The following is a 15,792-nucleotide window of genomic DNA, read 5'->3' on the forward strand; positions in this document are numbered from 1 at the left end:
GTCATCGGTCTAAGACGGTATCACTGTAGTAGGACTCGTCAGGTCGACGCCGGTCACCTTGGCCAGGTAGCGGGCGATCTCGGACTGGTCCGGGTTCCCCTCGCCCAGGTCGGCGAGGGCTTCACGGCAGAACCGAACACAGGCCCGCGACACCTCCGGCGCCAGCCCGAGCGAGGTCGACAGGTCCAGCGCGGTGGTGATGTCCTTGACGGTCAGCCGAAGCGAGAAGCCGACCTGGAACCGCCCGTCCAGCACTTCGGGCCCGATCTTGACCTCCGTCGACTGGTTGCGGCCGGTGGACCGGTTGACGACGTCGAGCATGATCCGTGGGTCCAGGCCGAACTTGGCGCCCGCGGTGAGCACCTCCAGCGCCCCGACCAGGCCGATGGCCGACAAGAGGTTGTTGAGCGCCTTCAGGGCGTGCGCGGCCCCGACGGGGCCGACGTGCGTCACGGACGTCCCCATCGCGCGCAGGATCGGCAGGACCCGTTCGCAGTCTTCGGCGGAGCCGCCCGCCATGATCGTCAGTTCGGCCGTCGCGGCCTTGCGCGGGCCGCCGGAAACGGGGGCGTCCACCATCGCGACGCCGCCCTTCTTCAGTCGCCCGGCCAGTTCCCGGGTCGCACGGGGCGCGGACGATCCCATGTCCACCACCAGCGTGCCGGGCCTCAACCGGCTGGCGAAGCTTCGCGGGTTTCCGGGATCGCCGAGCACCCGCTCGACCACGGTGCTGTCGGGCAGCATGAGGATCACGACGTCGGCCTCGGCTCCGTCGAGGAGGCCGGGCAACGCCGTCACCCCCGCGTTCCGGGTGGCCGCGTCGAGCGCGGCACGGTCGGCGTCGTGGACCGCGACCGGCACGGATCGCGCGAGGTTGCGGACCATCGGCTGTCCCATCGTGCCCAGGCCGATGAAGGTGACGGCGGCTGCCATGACCACTTCCCTTCGTGGATGTCCGGCGGGTCAGCCCTGGAAGGCGGCGACGGTCGGCTCGAGGCCGTCCGCGCCGACGACCTCGCGCCAGGCCTCGAAACCGGTCTGGAACGCGACGATCCCCGCTTCGGGCAGAGAAATCTCGATCGCTTCGAGGATCTCGCGGGGCGTGACACCGAGTTCGAGGGCGACCTTGATGTGGCTCTGGATGTGCCCCTTCGTGGCCCGCATCACCGTGAGGCTGACGATGAAGATGAGCTCCTTCGTCTTGCGGTCCAGCGTGCGCTGGTCGAGGTACGCGGCGCTGACCAGCGTGTTGGCGGCCTGCAGCACATCGAAGTCCTGCTTGGCCATCACCTTGTGGTAGTCGAGGACGTAGCCCCGTTTGCGCGCCATGTCGTCGATGTAGGTCTGCGGATCGTGCTCAGTGGTGGTCATCTGGCCCTCCGGTTGTCGGTGCACTAACCATAATACTGTATTACGGTTAGTCAGGCCAAGGGCGACCGGGCGCAGCGTTCCGCGCCGCCAAGCTGTCGATCAGGTGAGCTCGGCAGCGGCAAGGAGGCGCCGAGCACGCCGCCGGACCGGATCGTCGATCATCTGTCCGTTGTGGACACCGACGCCCGAGTTCGGAGCTGCCAGCACGCCGCGCGCCCATGCGACGTCCTTCGCCGACGGGGCGAAGATCTCGGCGGTGCGCTTGACCTGTGCGGGGTGGATGAGCAGCTTCGCGCCGAACCCCAGCTCGCGGGCGTGCCGTGCGTCGAGGGCCAGGGACTCGGGGTCGCCGAAAGCCGTCGTGACGCCGTCGATCGGCGGCGCGCAGCACGCCGCCGCCGAGGCGTGGACGAGCTGCGACCGTGCGGCGGCCAGTGCCGCGTGGGAGGCCGGGTCGACGCCCAGCTCGGCGGCGAAGTCGACGTTGCCGAAGGCGACCCTGACCACGCCCGGGGCGCGGCAGATCTCACCGGCGGCCAGCAAACCGCGGGGGGTTTCGATGATGGGGATGATCGCGACGGCGCCGTTGCCGTGGCAGGCCGCGACGTCCTCCGCCGACTCCGCTTTCGGGACGACCACCGCCGTCGCCGTGCTGACCGCGGCTACGTCGTCGTCGTGCCACGGCGTGGTCCGGCCGTTGATCCGCACCGCGGCGCGTCCTCCGCCGGCCAGCCACCGCGTCACCCCGGCTCGGGCGTGGACCTTGCTCTCCGGCGCGACCGCGTCTTCGAGATCGATGATCACCACGTCGGCTCCGGCGGCGGCCGCTTTGCCGAACCGGTCAGGCCGGTCCGCGGGGACGAACAGGAACGTCCGGGCCGCTTCGAGGGCAGGTGCCGCCATCGCCGGTCTCCTCTGCAGTGTGTTCAGGCGCCGAACTCGGCGCGCAGGGCTTCGGTGTGTTCGCCGAGTGCGGGGACGGCGCCCATCCGGGCTTCGCGGCCGCGCACCGTCACCGGCGGCAGGAGCGCCCGGACGGTGCCGCCGGTGGTCTTGATCTCCCGCCCGCGGTCGCGGGCGGTGAGCTGCGGATGCTCGAAGAACTCCGCGGGCGTCCGGACTCGCGCCGACGCGATGCCGGCTTCGTCGAGCAAGGCCATGGCTTCGTCGGCGGTCAACTGCGTGAACGCGGCCTCGATCAGCGGGGTGATCGCATCGTTGTGTGTTACGCGGTCGGTGTTGGTCACGAACCGCGGGTCGACGGCGAGTCCGGGCTGCCGGAGCACCTCGGCGCAGAGGGTCGCCCATTCGCGGTCGCTCTGGACGCCGAGGAAGACCGCCGAGCCGTCGCCAGCGCGGTACGGGCCGTAGGGCGCGATGGACGCGTGCCGCGCGCCGGTGCGCACGTTCGCGCGCCGGCCGTAGACGGAGTAGTAGGCGGGCTGCATCATCCATTCGCCGAGCGCGTCGAGCATCGCGACGGTGATGGTGCTGCCGGTGCCGCCGCGGCTTCGCTCGTACAGCGCGGTCAGGATGCCGCTGTAGGCGTACATCCCGGTGGCGATGTCGGCGATCGAGACGCCGGCCTTGGCGTGCTCGTCCGGCGTCCCGGTCACCGACACCAAGCCGGTCTCGCACTGCACGAGCAGGTCGTAGGCCTTCTTCGCCCGGTACGGGCCTTCGCTGCCGTAGCCGGAGATGGAGCAGTAGATCAGCTCGGGGCGCGTCGCGCGGAGCGTGTCGGCGTCGAGACCGAGCCGATCGACCGCGCCGGGCACGAGGTTCTGCACCACCACGTCGGCGTGGTCGATCATGCGGCCCAGCAGGGTGCGGTCGGCGGGGTTCTTGAGGTCCAGCTCGATGCTTTCCTTGCCGCGGTTGAGCCACACGAAGTAGCTCGCCTCGCCGTGGACGGTGTGGTCGTAGGCGCGGGCGAAGTCGCCCGTGCCGGGGCGTTCGACCTTGATGACCCGGGCACCGAGGTCGGCGAGCTGGCGGGTGGCGAACGGCGCGGCGACGGCTTGTTCCAGGGCGACCACGGTGACGCCGTCGAGGGGCAGCGCGGTCACGAGATGACCTTGTTCCGCTGGATGAGCTGGCGGGCGATCACGGTGCGCTGGATCTCGTTGGTTCCTTCGCCGACGATCATCAGGGGGGCGTCGCGGAAGTAGCGTTCGACGTCGAACTCGGTGGAGTAGCCGTAGCCACCGTGGATCCGGACCGCGTTGAGGGCGATTTTCATCGCGGTTTCGGAGGCGAACAGTTTGGCCATGCCCGCTTCCAGGTCGGCACGGTGCCCGGAGTCGTAGGTGCGGGCGGCGTGGAAGGCGAGCTGGCGGGCGGCCTCCAGCTCGGTGGCCATGTCGGCGAGGTAGTTGCCGATCGACTGGTGCTCCCAGATCGGTTTCCCGAACGCCTCGCGCTCCTGCGCGTAGCGGAGGGCGTCGTCGAGCGCGGCCTGACCGACGCCGAGTGCGCGGCAGGCCACCTGGATCCGCCCGATCTCCAGGCCCCGCATCATCTGGGCGAAGCCGCGGCCTTCCTGCCCGCCCAGCAGGGCGGCGCGGGGGACCCGGAAGTCGGCGAAGGACAGCTCGCAGGCCTCGACACCCTTGTAGCCGAGCTTGGGCAGATCGCGGGAAACCTCGAACCCCGGGCCCTTCTCGACCAGCAGGATGCTGATGCCGCGGTGGGCCGGGCGCGCACCCGGGTCGGTGCGGCACAACAAGGCGACCAGCTGGGAGTGGCGGGCGTTGGAGATCCAGGTCTTGGTGCCGTTGACGACGTAGTCGTCGCCGTCGGCGCGCGCGGTGGTGCGGATGGCCTGCAAGTCGGATCCGCCACCCGGCTCGGTGAGCGCCATGGTGGCGCGGATCTCGCCGGTCGCCATCTTCGGCAGGTAACGGTCCTGCTGCTCGCGCGTGCCGTGCTCGAGGATCAGTTTCGCGACGACGGTGTGGCCGCCCATCGCGCCGGCCAGGCTCATCCAGCCGCGGGCGAGTTCGGTGGTCACGGCGGCGTAGCAGGACGTGCTGACCGCGACCTCGCCCCAGGGCTGGGGAATGGCCAGCCCGTAGACGCCCATCTCCTTCATCTGCTCGATGAGCCGTTCAGGGTAGGTGTTGGCGTGCTCCAGCTCGCGCACCACGGGCCGGACTTCCCGGTCCACCCAAGTGCGCACCAGAGCGACGAGCTCGGCTTCGTCCGCGGTCAGTTCAGGCATCGGAGGAGTCCTTCCGGTCGAGAGCTTCGGCTTCCATCGCGAGCCGGCCGTCTGCGGACGCGGCCCAGAGTGACGTCGTCTTCCCGTCGCGCCGCCCGTTGACGGTGAACGCCTCCGGCAGGAACAGCGGGGAGCGGGCACGGTAGCGGAACGAGGCGGGGGGCCGGTGCCGGCGGACGGTCAGGTCCAGCAGCAACGTGGCCAGCAGCGGCCCGTGGATCACCGGGTTCGGGTAGCCCTCGACGGCCCGGCAGTAGTCGGCGTCGTAGTGGATGCGGTGGCCGTTGAACGTGAGCGCGGAATACCGGAAGAGCGCGGTGCTGTCGAGCTGCCAGGTCTCGCTGAATTCCGCGTCGCCCGGCGCAGGTGGCCCTTCGTGCCCGGCCGGCCCGGCCGGCGGTTCCCGGTACACGATGGTTTGCGTCTCGGTGATCGCCGTCCGGCCGGCCACCCTGATCTCGTGGGCGACGTCGACGAAGTACAGCGGGCCGGTGCGGCCCTGTTTCTCCGAGATCGCGCGGATGGTCGAGATCTTCGTCGCCGTGGCGCCGAGCGGGACGGGGGAGTGGAACGCGAGGTCGCCGCCTGCCCACATGCGCCGGGACAACGGCACCGGCGGCATCGTGACACCGAGCGCGGGGTGCCCGTCGGCGCCGAGCTGCGACGCGCGAACCGTGTCGTGGAAGTACAGCCAGTGCCACGCGGGCGGAAGAGCGTCACCGGCTTCGAACAGCGGCGCGCGGTCGAGCGTGACCGCCAGCCCGTTCGCCGGTCCGGGGTCGAGCACAGTCGTGCTGGAACGGGTGGTCCCGATCCAGTCTTGCCAGTTCGTCTCCACTGTCATCGTCACGTTCCTCCATCGCCACGCTCGCGCCGGCCGCGCAGGTGGATCCATCTTGAACGAGCATGTTGCCTGAAGTCGAATGACAAGATTTCATTACCGTATGCCGAGGCGACATGGGGAGGACGGAAGATGGATTTCAAGCAACTGACCGCGGTCGTGACCGTGGCGGAGACGGGCAGCGTCACCAAGGCCGCGCACCTCCTGCACCTCGTGCAGTCCGCTGTCACGCGCCAGATCCTCGGCCTCGAAGAAGAACTCGGCGTACCGCTGTTCGACCGCTCCCGGCAGGGCATGCGCCCGACCGCAGCCGGCGCGAGGCTGGTGGAACGGGCACGCCGGGCGTTGGGTGAGCTCGAGCGGGCCCGCGCCGAGATCAGCCCGGTGCGCGGCGCCGTGACGGGCATCGCCCACGTCGGCATCCTGGGCGGCGCCATCGACCTGCTGGTCCCGCCGTTGGTCGCGGTCGTCGCGGAGAAGTACCCGCGGATCGATCTGCGCATCTCGACGGCGTACTCCGGCCATCTGCGCGAATGGCTCGACACCGGAGAGCTCGATCTGTCCCTGGTGTACAACCTCGACGACACCCCCGCGGTGCGCGTCATCCCGCTGCTGCGGGACCGGTTGTGGGTGGTGGGGCCGCCGGATGCCGGACTGCGTCCCGACCAGCCGGTCGACGTCGGCGACGCGCTGCTGCGGCCGTTCATCGTCCCGGTGCCCGGCCACGGGTTGCGGATCCTGTTCGACCAGGCCCGCCTGTCCGCGGGAGTCGAGCCCAACACGGTCGTGCAGGCGAACTCCATGGAACTGCAGAAGGTCCTGGTCAAGGCCGGACGCGGCTGGACCGTCCTGCCTGCCTCCGGCGTCGCGGCGGACTTGGCCGAAGGAACGTTGAGCGCGGCTCCACTGCGGAACCCCGAGATTCCGCGGACCATCGGCCTCGGCTTGCCGCGGACCGGCCGGACACCGCCGGCCGTCGAGGCGGTCGCGACGGAACTGGCCCGGATCATCCGCGCGGCCGTCGCGGACGGCGCGTGGCCCTCGGCACAGCTGCTCGACCGCTGACCGCGTGAGTGGCCGTCGTGGCGTCGGGCTAGGGGGCGTCGCGGAGATCCCCGGCCGAGCGCAAAGCCCATCGGGATCCACACCGGACGGTCGAACGGCAGAACCGTAGCTACGAGATCGGCCTGGCCGGATCATTCGTCACGGACAACCACGGCCATGGGGACACTGTGGACAGTCACACGCCGAGCAGTTTTTCCGCGTTGCCGTGCGCGATGCGGTGCTGGTCCTCGGTGGACAGTCCGGATTCGGCGAGGAACGCGGCCGCCCCGTCGTTGCCGACGAACGGGTAGTCGACGGAATGGAGGATCCGGTCCGCGCCGATCGTCTCGAGGCAGAACCGCAGCTGTGCCTGACTGAACATGCCTGACGGCGTGATGTGGGCGTTCTCCCGGAAGTACTCGGCGAAGGAGCGGTCCAGGCCGGTGATCCGCGTGGGCAGCTGGTCGTCGAGCCGGTCCAGGGAGAACGGGATCATCTCGCCCCAGTGCCCGAGGATCACCTGCAGTTCCGGATGCCGGTCGAACACCCCGGACAGCACGAGGTGCACGAAGTGCGTCGCGGTTTCCACGTGCCAGCCCCACGCGGCGGCCTGGAAGCGTGCGGTGACCACCGGATCGAGGCCACCGTAGGAGGCATCGGTGACCGCTCGCGGCGGGAGGCCGGGGTGGAGGTAGATCGGCGCTCGCAGCCGGGCCGCGGCGGCCAGCACCGGGGCGAACCGCGGGGCGTCGAGGAATTCGCCTTCGGTCCGTCCGGTGATCAGGGTGCCGACGAACCCCAGTTCGGACACGCACCGGGCCAGCTCGCGGGCCGCGGCTTCGGGCGCGGCGGTGCCGAGCGTGGCGAAAGCGGCGAACCGGCCGGGGTACGCGGCGACCGCCGCGGCAGCGGTGTCGTTGGCGTGGCGGGCCAGTTCGGGTGCGACGTCGGCCGGTGCCTGCTGCCCCCACAGTCCGGAAAGGACCTGCATGGTGATGCCGTGCCGGTCCATGTCCGCGATCCGGGCTTCGCCGAGTTCTTCGAGTTGTTCCGCCGGCGCCGCGGTGGCGGCGGTGGCATTGCCCTCGGCGGCCGAGTAGGCACGCACGAAACCGGGCCCCAGTTCGCGCATCACCGGGGTGCTCGCGGCGGTGAGGGCGGGGTCGGAGAAGTGCTCTTCCAGCGTGATGATCCGCACGGGGCCTCCTGGTCGAATTATTGGACAGGTTGTCCATTAATTCGATGTTAGGCTTCCGCCCCATGGCGCGCAACGACACCGAACCGGCCAAACGCGGACGGGGCCGTCCGCCGTCGGCCGAGGTGCGCCGCCGCATCCTCGAAACGGCGGCGGTCGTGCTGGTCGAGAACGGCGTCTCCGAGGTCACCTTCGACAAGGTGGCGCGCCGCGCCGGGGTGAGCCGGATGACGCTGTACAAGTGGTTCCGCTCGCCCGCCTCGCTGGCGCTCGCCGCGTTCGAGGACACCTACGCGGACTCACTGCGCCCCGAGTCGACCGGCGACCTGTGGACCGACCTGCGCACCCACCTGCGGGGGTTCGTGGCCGACCTGTCCGAGCCGCGCCTCGGCGCGATGGTCGCCGGGCTGCTCGGCTCCGCCCAGCACGACCCGGCGCTGGCCGGCGAGATTTCCGGCAGCTACACCCGGCCCCGCCGCGAAGGAGCCGCGGAACTGCTGCGCGCCGGCCAGGAACGCGGGCAGCTGCCGGCGTCGGTGGACGTCGAGGTGCTGGTCGATCAGCTGTGGGGTGCCTGTTACGCGCGCCTGCTGCTACCCGAGGGAGTACTGGACGAAGCCTTCGCGGACACACTGGTGGCGAATCTGCGTGCCTTGTCCGGTACGGATTGAGGGGCTCAGGACCGCGACCGGGCGGACGACCCCGGCTGCGGTCGCGTCAGCCCGCCCGGAACTTGTCGGCCACGCCCTGCTCCAGATAGTCGTCGGGCAGGTCGTGGACAACGAGCTCGGGCAGTTTCCGCTCGACGTGGAGCTGCCAGTACGCATCCGCCAGCGTGTCCGGGTGGGAGGCGGGGCCGCCCTGGCCGATGAAGGCCGCGATCGCTACGTGGGCGGCGTACACCCCGGTGCCTTCGAGCGCGGCGTGCAGGTTGAGCACGTAGTTGCGCAGGCCGCCGGTGGCGATCTGGATGTTCGCCACGTGCGGGGCGATGATGGGTCCGGAGCCCGCACCACTGGTGACCAGGATCGTGCCGGTGCGGCGCTGCAGCAGGCCGGGCAGGACCTGCTGAATCGTCGCGATGCCGCCGAGCAGGTAGAGGTCCAGCTGCGCCAGGACGGAGTCGACGGTGATGTCGATGGCCCCCACCATCGGTGCCGCGCGCAGGTCGGCCGGAGTCGGCGCGGGTGAGTACTCGACCACGTCGATCGGGCCGAGCCGCTCCTCCGCGGTGGCCAGGGCAGTCCGCAGGGCGGGCCGATCGGTGATGTCCGCCGGGAATGCCTCGACCTTGGAGCCGTGACCTGACAGGCTCGCCGCGACGCCGTCGAGCGTGGACCGGGTGCGCGCGATCAGTGCCACGTCGAACCCTTCGGTGATGAACCGGCGCCCGATCGCGTGCCCCAGTTGCGGACCCGCGCCGACGATGGCGATCGTGCTCATTCGCTCTCCTCAGCCAACGAAATCAGTGCCGCCGTGAACCCTTCGACGTCCACCTTCAAGCCGACGGCCATGCGTTGCTGCAGGCCGCTCACGGCACAGAGCACGACCTCGGCGCGCTGCAGTGCTTCCGCGCCGGGCTCGCCCGAGACGGTCCCCTCGATCAACCGGGCCAGCGTCGCGCACACCCGGGCGTGCCGCTCGGCGATCATCGCCTGGAGCGCCGGTGCCCCCACGGCCTTGGCCCAGACCTGATTGCTCAGCCCGCCGCGGTGCTCGTCGGAGGCCGCGGCGACCATCGCGCCGATCGCGTCCCTCAGCGTGAGTGCCGGCGCATCCTGTGCCACGAGACTGATGCCCATCACCCGCTCGGTCGCCGCCATGACGATGGCTTCCTTGCTGTCGAAGTAGCGGTAGACCGTACCTGTCGCGACGCCGGAGGCCCGGACGATGTCGGCCATGGAGGTCTCGGCGAAGCCGTTGCGGGCGAAAAGTTCCTGGGCGGCCGCGATGATCGCGTCACGGCGGCCGGTCATGCGCTGCTCGGTCATCTTGACCATGGCTCGGATCCCATCACGACGGCTTCTTCCCAGCATGAATGAACGTTCATTCCGCGTCAAGGGCGGCAGCTGAGCGGTTCACCGCCGCGGCGAGCTCGCGCTGGCGGCTAGCGATCTTCAGGGACGCCGGCAGCGGGGAGTACCGCGAACGTCTCCACGTGGTCGATGGCTGCCAGCAGAGCGTCTTTCACCGGGGTGATCTCGCGGGCGACCTGGGCGAGGAGCATGCCGCCCTGGAAGGCGGAGAGCAGGAGATGGGCCAGCCGGGTGGGATCGGCCTCGGCGCTGATGCGGCCGAGGCCCTGCATCCGTGCGAGGCCGTCTCGGAAGACGTTCCTCCATTGCTCGAACGCGTTCGCGAGTTCGGTGCGAACGTCCAGGTCGGTCTTGATGATCTCGCCGGCGAGCGAGCCGAGGGTGCAGCCTTCCTGGTAGGAGCGCTCGTAGGCGATGTAGTGGCCCGCCCACTCCCGAAGCGAGTCGAGGCTGTCGAAGTGGGCGAACCGTGCACTGCGATGGAACGTCAGGACACGCTCGGCCTGCCACTCGATGACCGCCAGGACGAGGCTTTCCTTGGTCGGGAAGTAGTGGTTGAGCTGCGACCCGCTGACGCCGGCGGCGCGGCGGAGCTGCTCGTTGTTCGTCGCGTGGACGCCTTTGGCGTAGATGAGCTCCGCGGCGTGCTCGAGGATGCGGGCTCGGGTCGCCTGCCCCTTGCCCGTGAGCTTCTGCGGTGCCCGGGCTTCCGATGTGACGTCCATGCCTCGCACAGTACCGCAAAGTGGGCTTGACAGCCCAGTCTGCGCCGTGTTGACTGCCGCAAGTGGGCTAGCCAGCCCAAAATGGCCACAGGGCCGTGACCGAGAGACATGCGGAGGCACCCCATGAAGGCACTCGTCGCGACGGACCAAAACGCGGAAGCAGCCGGGATCACGCTCGCGCAGCGTCCCGAGCCGACGCCGGGGATCAACGACGTCGTCGTCGAAGTCCATGCGTCGGGCTTCGTCCCCGCGGAGTGGGAGTGGCCCTCGACGTGGGTGGACCGCTCCGGACACGATCGGACTCAGGCGATCATCGGCCACGAGTTCGCCGGCGTGGTCTCCTCCCTCGGCTACGGCACGACAGGACTTTCGCTGGACCAGCGGGTCTTCGGGATCACCGACTGGCACCGCGACGGAACCCTGGCGGAGTACGTGGCCGTGGAGGCGCGCAACCTCGCACCGCTGCCGGGGAACGTCGACTTCACGGTGGGTGCGAGCCTGCCGATCTCCGGGCTGACCGCGTGGCAGGGCCTGGTCCAGCACGGTCGTCTCCGGTCGGGGCAGACTGTCCTCGCCCACGGCGCCGCCGGCGCGGTCGGGTCCGTGGTGACGCAGCTCGCCCGGGAGTTCGGCGCCTACGTCATCGGGACCGGGCGAGCGGCGGACCGCCAGGCGGCGCTCGACTTCGGCGCGAACGAGTTCCTCGACCTCGACCACGACGATCTCGACGGCATCGGCGGGGTCGACCTGGTCTTCGACGTCATCGGCGGTGCCGTCCAGCGGCGCTCGGCGAGCATCATCCGTCCCGGTGGGACGCTGGTGTCGGTGGTCGGGCCCGTCGAGGCTCGCCCTGCCGACGGCCTCGCGATCGACTTCGTCGTCGAGTCCGTTCCGGGTCAGCTGGTGGAGATCGTCGACCGGGTGCGGGACGGGCGCCTTCGCACGCACATCGGAACGATCGCGACCCTCGATGACGCTGTCCCCGCGCTGAACCCGGCCGAGCGACGCAAAGGCAAGACCGTCATCCGCGTGCGCCCCTGAACGTAGGCAGTTCGAAAGCGCACACCGGCTGTAACCTCGGGGCGGTGGTGAGCGACTCAGCTCCTGAGCGAGGAGCTGCCCATGCCACAGCGTGAAATCGTCGTCACACCGAGCCGGTTCGGGTGGCTGGTGCTGGCCCTCATCTTCGCCGGCACGGCCGTCGTGCAGATCTACCTGTTCTTCTCGACCGCGGCCAGCTGGCCGGCCTGGGCGGCGATGGTCCTGGGGGCGCTGGCCCTGAGCTGCTTCGTGAACTCAGGGCTGCATGCGGGCTCTCGTCTCGAGATCAAGAACGTGAAGAGCGGGGAGCCGGCTGGCTGAGGGGGTGGTCCGCCCCGTCGGCCGGTGGCGGCCCGGGTGAAGGGGCCGCCACCGGGCCGGTCAGGGACGGTGCTTGTGGCCGAGGCGGCGACGGCGGCCGGCGTTGCGTTCGTCGTGCAGTTCCTTCAACGAGCGCATCATCGCGTCCTCCTGCTGCATCAGCGGGTCGTGGCGCAGGTCCTTCCAGACCGACAGGCACAGCCCGACCATCACGAACAGGAACGGCACCGCGATCAGGATCGTGAGGTTCTGCAGGCCGGTCAGCGCCTCGTTGCCGCCGGCCAGCAGCATGACCGCCGCGACCGCGCCCATCAGCACACCCCAGAAGATCACCACGCTCTTCTTGGGGTGCACGCTGCCGCGCTGGGACAGCGTGCCCATCACCACCGACGCGGCGTCCGCGCCGGAGACGAAGAAGATCGACACCAGCAGCATCACCAGTATCGCGATCGGCACGAACCACGGCAGGGTCTCCAGCAGCTCGAACGTCGCCGACTGCGCGCTGCCCGCGCCCGCGATGTCCGTTCCGGCGCGCTGCCTGCTGATCGCCGCGCCGCCGAAGATCGCGAACCACAGCAGGCTCACGATGCTCGGGATGGCGATGACGCCGAAGATGAACTGCCGGATGGTGCGGCCGCGCGAGATGCGGGCGATGAACATGCCGACGAACGGCGTCCACGAGATCCACCACGCCCAGTAGAAGACCGTCCAGCCGCTGAGCCACGTCTGCATCTGCTCGCCGCCGGTCATGCCGGTGCGGCCGGACATCTCGGCGAACTCGCGGAAGTAGTCCCCGATCGCGCCGGGCACGATGTTGAGGATCAGCACGGTCGGCCCGACCACCAGCACGAACACCGCGAGCACCGCGGCGAGCACCATGTTGATGTTGGACAGCCACTGGATGCCCTTGGCCACCCCGGAAACCGCCGACGCGATGAACGCGACGGTGAGGATCGCGATGATCGCCACCAGCAGGCCCTTGCCCGGGTCGTCGATCCAGCCGACGGCGCCCATGCCGCCGCCGACCTGCAGTGCGCCGAGGCCGAGCGACGCGGCCGAACCGAACAGCGTGGCGAAGATCGCCATGACGTCGATCGCCTTGCCCAGCGGCCCCTCGGTGCGCCGCTTCCCGAGCAGCGGCGCGAACACCGAGCTGATCAGCTGGGTCCGGCCCTTGCGGAAGGTGCTGTAGGCGATGGCGAGGCCGACGACCGCGTAGATGGCCCACGGGTGCACGGTCCAGTGGAACAACGTGGTCGCCATCGCGGTGTGGACGGCTTCGTCGGAGTTCGGGGCCGCGGTCCCCGGCGGCGGGCTGGCCAGGTGCGAAACCGGTTCGTAGACACCGAAGAACATCAGCCCGATGCCCATCCCGGCACTGAACATCATCGCGATCCACGACGACGTCCGGAACTCGGGCAGCTCCTTGTCCTGCCCCAGCGGGATCCGGCCGTAGCGGCTGATGGCCAGGCACACCGCGAAGAGGACGAACCCGCTGGCGGTGAGCACGAAGGCCCAGCCGCCGTACGGGATCACGGCGTTGTTCAGCACGGTCGAGGCGACACTGGCGAGGCTCGCCGGGGAGAGGACGCCCCAGCCGATGATGGCGACCGCGAGCACGGCCGCGACCCCGAACACGACGCGGTCGGTGGCGGCCGGGCGGTCGGCCGCGACGTCGAGGGGAACGTGCTCGTCGGGCGAGTGCCCGGGACCGGTGGTGTCCGGTGCGTTGGCGACGTCCGTCGCGGCGGACGTCACCTCCTCTTCTTCCGCTTGCCTGCCGTCCTGCGAAGTCATGGTTCAGGCGCGCGCCAGGGGCGCACGATCTCCTTCCGCCCGAGTTGAGCCGTTTGTCCTACCCGGCACCCTAACCAGAAACGGGGTGCGCGGCAGAAAATGCGGACATCCGGGTTTGAAGCGGCGATCGTGGTGCTGACCTGCGGGGACGCGGGCCGGAGCGGTGATCCGCTCGGCTCGGCCGGTTTCCCCGGCACCGGTGAGTTCGGGGCCTCGGGTGCGTCATACGTGCACAGGCTGAAGTTCGCGGGGAAGGTGTGGTCCTGGTGACCGACGAAATGATCTTGGTGACAGGCGCGGCCGGCAGAGCCGGATCCGCGGTGATCAAGGCGTTCATCCGCCGAGGAGTGCCGGTGCGGGCCCTGGTGCGCGACGCGGCACGCGCGCCGGAGCTGGCCGGCCTGCCCGGTGTCACGGTGGTCGAGGGCGATCTGCGTGACCGGTCGGCGCTGGCTCCGGCCCTGGACGGGGTGAAGCGGGCGTTGCTGATCTCGTCGCCGCGTGCGGAGATGGTCGACGCGCAGATCAGCTTCATCGACGCCGCGCGGGCGGCGGGCGTGCCGCACGTGGTCAAGTTCTCCGGCCGGGAGGCCGGTGTCGGCTTCGACCAGGACGTGTTCCGCGGCACCCGCTGGCACGGCCGGATCGAGCGGTACCTGGAGCGGTCCGGGCTGGCGTGGACGCACCTGCGCCCCAGCCAGTTCATGCAGAACTACCTGCCCGGCACGGTCACCGGGGTGGACGCCGCGGCGGGGGAGCTGGTGCTGCCGATCGGCGACACGCGGCTGTCTCCGGTCGACGTCGCCGACGTCGCCGAGATCGCGGCCGGGCTGCTCACCGCGGGCGGCCACGAAAACCGCGCCTACGACATCACCGGCCCGGAAGCGCTGACGATGACCGAGATCGTCGAGCGCATCTCCGCAGCGACCGGCAGGCCGTTCCGCTACGTCGACGTGACGTTCGAGGAGCAGCGCCGCCGCTACGCCGCCGCCGGCCTGCCACCGCACGTGGTGGATCTGTTCGACGAACAGTTCCGGGAGCGCCGGCGCACCCCGGAGGCCCGGGTCGAACTGGCCGCGCACCACCTCTTCGGGGTGACGCCGACCAGCTTCGCGGACTTCGCTCGGTCTCACGCGGCCGAGTTCGCCGGGCAGGCGCGGTGAACGCCACGCATGCGCCGCGCGGTGCGGTGTTTCAATGATGACCATGCCGCTCGACGAACTGCGTGCCTTGCTGGCCCGGCATGCCCGGCCCGATCTGAGCACGGACATCGATGCCGTGCGCATCTTCCGCGCCGATCGGCCCACCCCGCCGACGCCGACCACCTACAGCAAGGTGCTGGCCGTCGTCGCCCAGGGCGTCAAACGGTTCGCGCTGGGCGACCGCGTCTACGAGCACCGCGCCGGGGAGTACGTCATCGCTTCGGTCGACCTGCCGGTGACCGCGCAGTTCCTCCGAGCCAGCCCGGAGGAACCCGCGCTCGGCTTCGGCCTGGACCTGCGGCCGGCCGCCGTCGCCGAGGTGCTGCTGGCCGCGGACGCCGGGCAGCTGCCGGAACTCGCCCCCGGTGCGGCGGCCGGTCTGGCCGTCAGCGCCGCGTCCGCCGAACTGCTCGACGCCGTCGTCCGTCTCCTGCGGCTGCTCGATCAGCCCCGCGACATCCCCGTGCTCGCGCCCCTGATCAAACGGGAGATCATCTGGCGGTTGCTGACCGGTGAGCAGAGCACCGTTCTGCGTCAGTTCGGCCTACCCGACAGCAGTCTCAGCCACATCGCCAGGGCCGTGCAATGGATCCGCGACAACTACGCGCTGCCCTTCCGCGTCGAGGAGGTGGCGCAGAGGGCGGGCATGAGCGTCTCCGCGTTCCACCGCAACTTCCAGGCCGTCACCTCGATGAGCCCCATCCAGTACCAGAAGCAGATCCGCCTGCAGCGTGCCCGGCTGCTGCTCGCCGCGGATCCCGGCGACATCGCCGGCATCAGCCGTCAAGTCGGCTACGAGAGCCCCGCCCAGTTCAGCCGCGAATACCGCCGCCAGTTCGGTGACCCGCCGAGCCGAGACGCCATCCGCCTGGGCGCGAACGTCCGAACCGGAGCATCCGGCAGTTCTCGGGACCGTTGACCAGAACTCGCGACTTCTTGTCCGATCCTGCCCGCCTGCCCTGTTGACGGGTCCGGCCGCGGGGGACTCGCTATAGC

Annotated in this window: 17 protein-coding genes; 6 read left to right on the forward strand and 11 right to left on the reverse strand. The window is 70.1% G+C overall.

Going from position 1 to position 15,792, the window contains the following annotated elements:
* Positions 1-9 precede the first annotated feature (9 nt).
* From AB0M83_RS06830 to AB0M83_RS06855, 6 genes are all read right to left on the reverse strand, one after another.
* The gene (locus AB0M83_RS06830; RefSeq protein WP_364513545.1) at positions 10-933 is read right to left on the reverse strand and encodes an NAD(P)-dependent oxidoreductase; all 924 of its coding nucleotides are present in this window, start codon (positions 931-933) and stop codon (positions 10-12) included.
* Positions 934-963: 30 nt separating this feature from the next.
* Entirely contained in the window at positions 964-1,371 is a 408-nt protein-coding gene (locus AB0M83_RS06835) for a carboxymuconolactone decarboxylase family protein (protein ID WP_364513548.1), read from the reverse strand.
* A 99-nt stretch (positions 1,372-1,470) separates the two neighbouring features.
* On the reverse strand, positions 1,471-2,274 hold the full coding sequence (locus AB0M83_RS06840; RefSeq protein WP_364513551.1) for a CoA ester lyase: 804 nt from the start codon (positions 2,272-2,274) through the stop codon (positions 1,471-1,473).
* Positions 2,275-2,297: 23 nt separating this feature from the next.
* Complete coding sequence (locus tag AB0M83_RS06845) at positions 2,298-3,440, reverse strand: CaiB/BaiF CoA-transferase family protein (RefSeq protein WP_364513554.1); 1,143 nt, start codon at positions 3,438-3,440, stop codon at positions 2,298-2,300.
* On the reverse strand, positions 3,437-4,594 hold the full coding sequence (locus AB0M83_RS06850) for an acyl-CoA dehydrogenase family protein (protein ID WP_364513557.1): 1,158 nt from the start codon (positions 4,592-4,594) through the stop codon (positions 3,437-3,439). Before AB0M83_RS06850 ends, AB0M83_RS06845 begins: the two co-directional genes overlap by 4 nt.
* Complete coding sequence (locus AB0M83_RS06855) at positions 4,587-5,438, reverse strand: MaoC family dehydratase N-terminal domain-containing protein (protein ID WP_364513560.1); 852 nt, start codon at positions 5,436-5,438, stop codon at positions 4,587-4,589. Before AB0M83_RS06855 ends, AB0M83_RS06850 begins: the two co-directional genes overlap by 8 nt.
* A 129-nt stretch (positions 5,439-5,567) precedes the next feature.
* On the opposite strand from AB0M83_RS06855, the gene AB0M83_RS06860 reads away from it, so the two are divergent.
* Complete coding sequence (locus tag AB0M83_RS06860; RefSeq protein ID WP_364513563.1) at positions 5,568-6,500, forward strand: LysR family transcriptional regulator; 933 nt, start codon at positions 5,568-5,570, stop codon at positions 6,498-6,500.
* 175 nt (positions 6,501-6,675) lie between these two features.
* Here the strand turns inward: AB0M83_RS06860 and AB0M83_RS06865 are convergent, their stop codons facing one another.
* Positions 6,676-7,677 carry an amidohydrolase family protein gene (locus AB0M83_RS06865; RefSeq protein ID WP_364513566.1) on the reverse strand — a complete coding sequence of 334 codons (1,002 nt, stop codon included), beginning with the start codon at positions 7,675-7,677 and terminating at the stop codon, positions 6,676-6,678.
* Between the two features lie 62 nt (positions 7,678-7,739).
* On the opposite strand from AB0M83_RS06865, the gene AB0M83_RS06870 reads away from it, so the two are divergent.
* Complete coding sequence (locus tag AB0M83_RS06870; protein WP_364513569.1) at positions 7,740-8,345, forward strand: TetR/AcrR family transcriptional regulator C-terminal ligand-binding domain-containing protein; 606 nt, start codon at positions 7,740-7,742, stop codon at positions 8,343-8,345.
* Positions 8,346-8,391: 46 nt separating this feature from the next.
* Here AB0M83_RS06870 and AB0M83_RS06875 read toward each other — a convergent pair whose 3' ends face one another.
* The 3 genes from AB0M83_RS06875 to AB0M83_RS06885 all read right to left on the reverse strand — a co-directional run bounded on the left by AB0M83_RS06875 (position 8,392) and on the right by AB0M83_RS06885 (position 10,435).
* Positions 8,392-9,117, reverse strand: a complete 726-nt coding sequence (locus tag AB0M83_RS06875; protein ID WP_364513572.1) for an SDR family NAD(P)-dependent oxidoreductase — start codon at positions 9,115-9,117, stop codon at positions 8,392-8,394.
* Positions 9,114-9,674, reverse strand: coding sequence for a helix-turn-helix domain-containing protein (locus tag AB0M83_RS06880; RefSeq protein ID WP_364513575.1), 561 nt, complete (start codon positions 9,672-9,674; stop codon positions 9,114-9,116). Before AB0M83_RS06880 ends, AB0M83_RS06875 begins: the two co-directional genes overlap by 4 nt.
* A gap of 107 nt (positions 9,675-9,781) precedes the next feature.
* Entirely contained in the window at positions 9,782-10,435 is a 654-nt protein-coding gene (locus tag AB0M83_RS06885; RefSeq protein WP_364513578.1) for a TetR/AcrR family transcriptional regulator, read from the reverse strand.
* A 123-nt stretch (positions 10,436-10,558) separates the two neighbouring features.
* Between AB0M83_RS06885 and AB0M83_RS06890 the strand changes: the two genes are divergently transcribed.
* Positions 10,559-11,476 (forward strand): NADP-dependent oxidoreductase, encoded by a 918-nt coding sequence (locus AB0M83_RS06890; RefSeq protein WP_364513581.1) that lies wholly within the window; start codon positions 10,559-10,561, stop codon positions 11,474-11,476.
* An 81-nt stretch (positions 11,477-11,557) separates the two neighbouring features.
* The gene (locus AB0M83_RS06895) at positions 11,558-11,797 is read left to right on the forward strand and encodes a hypothetical protein (protein WP_364513584.1); all 240 of its coding nucleotides are present in this window, start codon (positions 11,558-11,560) and stop codon (positions 11,795-11,797) included.
* Positions 11,798-11,857: 60 nt separating this feature from the next.
* On the opposite strand, the gene AB0M83_RS06900 is transcribed toward AB0M83_RS06895, so the two are convergent.
* Positions 11,858-13,594 carry a BCCT family transporter gene (locus tag AB0M83_RS06900; RefSeq protein ID WP_364513587.1) on the reverse strand — a complete coding sequence of 579 codons (1,737 nt, stop codon included), beginning with the start codon at positions 13,592-13,594 and terminating at the stop codon, positions 11,858-11,860.
* 266 nt (positions 13,595-13,860) lie between these two features.
* On the opposite strand from AB0M83_RS06900, the gene AB0M83_RS06905 reads away from it, so the two are divergent.
* Together AB0M83_RS06905 and AB0M83_RS06910 are read left to right on the forward strand one after the other, a co-directional pair.
* Complete coding sequence (locus AB0M83_RS06905; RefSeq protein ID WP_364513590.1) at positions 13,861-14,757, forward strand: SDR family oxidoreductase; 897 nt, start codon at positions 13,861-13,863, stop codon at positions 14,755-14,757.
* 43 nt (positions 14,758-14,800) lie between these two features.
* Positions 14,801-15,715 carry an AraC family transcriptional regulator gene (locus AB0M83_RS06910; RefSeq protein WP_364513593.1) on the forward strand — a complete coding sequence of 305 codons (915 nt, stop codon included), beginning with the start codon at positions 14,801-14,803 and terminating at the stop codon, positions 15,713-15,715.
* Positions 15,716-15,792 lie beyond the last annotated feature (77 nt).

The sequence above is a fragment of the Amycolatopsis sp. NPDC051106 genome (assembly GCF_040682775.1).
GTDB lineage: Bacteria > Actinomycetota > Actinomycetes > Mycobacteriales > Pseudonocardiaceae > Amycolatopsis.